Source organism: Apilactobacillus quenuiae (assembly GCF_002994005.1).
Taxonomy (GTDB): Bacteria; Bacillota; Bacilli; order Lactobacillales; family Lactobacillaceae; genus Apilactobacillus; species Apilactobacillus quenuiae.
Genome location: NZ_POSN01000009.1, coordinates 1 through 2800, shown reverse-complemented (window position 1 = coordinate 2800; position 2800 = coordinate 1). Strand labels below are relative to the sequence as shown.

1 protein-coding gene is annotated in these 2800 nt (G+C 35.4%); it reads right to left on the bottom strand.

Annotated features, from left to right (window positions below; translation table 11 throughout):
* Positions 1 to 2800: hypothetical protein (locus C7N44_RS07910; protein WP_157945074.1), on the bottom strand; the 2800-nt coding region annotated here is incomplete at both ends.

Below are 2800 nucleotides of genomic sequence, written 5' to 3'. Positions count from 1 at the left end.
TCTTGTTTTTGTGGATTGGTCCATGGTAATGCAGCATTGTTCTTACTGTATGCACTATCATCACTACCGCTAGGTATACCACGATGATGATTTTGTGAATCATTATTTGAGCTTTCAGGATCATCACTATATTTACCACTAGCTGCATCTTGAATAGCTGCTTGAGCAGCACGACCAAAGTTGTATGATCCACCTTGATTATTGTCTATTGAACTACTATCAGATTGTTGATTAAATCCTGCTTGATAAGCGTCCTTGGCATTGTTATATGCTGACTTATTATTATCATTATTTTGATAGTTAGCAGCATGAGCATCATTTTCATTACGAGCATCATCGACACCTGCTTCAGTCGCTTGATGAGTAGTTCCCGCTTGATAAGCTAAACCTTGTTTATTATTTATATCATCTGTTTTTTCTGGTGCAGCTGGATTATCTGAGTTTGACTTATTAGCACCGTCTTTGTAAGCAGTATAAGCTTCTTTATAAGCTTGTTGATCCGACGGATCTGATGGCAAACTAGCTTTATAGGCACTATTATCATCACTACTATTCTTCCTATTATCAATATCTTGAGAAGCAGCTTGAACTGCTACTTCAACATTTTCACCATGATTATATGCTTTTCTTTCTTGTTTATCTAAATCACTAGGGATTTGACCATTAAAACCATCTTTAGCAGCTTGATAAGCATGCTTATAGTTATCATTATTAGGATAGGAAGAATCAGTGGGTTTACCAGCAATAGCATCATCCATACCTTGTTTAGTATCTTGACCTGCTTGATTTGCCGTTGAATCTAGCTTTGCAGTGTTACTAGTAGTATCTCCTGTAACCCCAGCATTAAATGCCTTTTGAGCATTTTTATATGCTTGTTGTGCAACTGGCTTATCGTTATATGCACTATCATTATTTTTATCAGCTTTTGCATCATTGATTCCTTGACTAGCTGCTTTTCCTGCTTGATTTGCTGTTGGATCTAGTTTTGCAGTGTCACTAGTAGTATCTCCATTCTTCCCTGCATTATATGCACTTTGTGCATTTTTATATGCTTGTTTAGCAGCTGGATTATTCTTATATGCATCAGCATTATCATTCCCTGCTTGGGCATCATTGGTTCCTTGGCTAGCTGCCTTTCCTGCTTGGTTTGCTGTTGGATCTAGTTTTGCAGTGTCACTAGTAGTATCTCCATTCTTCCCTGCATTATATGCACTTTGTGCATTTTTATATGCTTGTTTAGCAGCTGGATTATTTTTATATGCATCAGCATTATCATTCCCTGCTTGGGCATCATTGATTCCTCGGCTAGCTGCTGCTTGAGCGGCATTTTTATTTTCGGTATCTTGTCTTCCTTTATTATAGCCCGTACTATTAGGATTTATATTGCCCTTAGTATCACCATTCTTTCCTGCATTGTAATCATCTTGACCTTGATTATATGCATCATGAATGACTGAATTACCTTGTGGTTCATGATTACGATTGCCTTTTGAAGCATCATCAATACCTTGATCATAAGATTTACCTGCTTGATAGGATATATTATTAACTGATTCACCATTATTAGGAATTTTTGGATTATTAATACCATCTTTTGCATTATTATATGCATTTTTATAATCAGGATTATCACTATTAGTACCATTTCCACTAATAGCATCATGAATTCCTTGTCTAGTATTTTGACCAATGTTATTAGCTGTTGGATTCAATTTAGCATTAGATTTATCATCACTTGTAACATTGTCATTTAATCCAGCATTGTAAGCTTTTTTAGCATTATCATAAGCTTTTTGTTGATTAGTATTATAAGACTTAGTGATTGAATAGTTAGAATTAATATTATTATCGGCTGCAGCATTATTACCATTGGAAGCATCAATTATACCTTCCCTTGCAGCTTGTCCAGCTTTATATGAATCACTATTAATAGTATCACCATTAGATGGAGTGTCTTTTATACCATCTTGGTAATCATTTTGTGCTTGTTTATATACAACATTATTTTCAAGATTATAATTACTGCCACTATTAATATTAGAGGTAGCATCATTAATTGCTTTATTTGCTGTTTGACCTGCTTGATAAGCAATATCATTATTATCATGATTATTAGGTTTATTAAAACCATCATTATAGTCTTTTTGAGCTGATTTATAAATATTAGCACTCTGTTCGTCAACTGGGGAATTATCTTTACCATTAACTGCATCAATAATAGCTTGCTTTTGTATAGCCATCGTTTGACCTGCTTGATAGGCTTTGTTCTGTGTTGTATCTGGTTCCCTTTGAGCAGCTTGTTGATTACTATTTAGTCCATCTTGATATGCTTGCAAACCATTTTGGTATGCTTGCTTTTGACCTTCGGTCCAAATAGTTCCTGGACGATAGTCTTTATTGTAGGCACTAGCAGAATTATTTTGTGCATCTGTAACATTATTAATACCACTTTCTGCATCTTTCACTGCTGCTCTAACTGCACGTCCAGTGTTATAGGCATTACCTTGATTATTAGTTTGAGCAGTTGCAACATATCCTTCATCATCAGCATATCCTTTATTAAAGGCTTCTTTAGCATTACTATAAGCTTGTTTCTGCTTATTAGCTGCATCCGTTGAAGCACCTGTATCTCCTGGGTATTTACTTTGATGACTATCAATATCATTACTTGCAGCATCATCGATTCCATCTTTAGTAGCTTGGGCTACTGCCTTGGCATCGGCTGCTAATTTGTTCTTAGCATCGATTCTACCTTGGATGTATGATTTGTAAGCGTCATCATATTCTTGTTTTTGTGGAT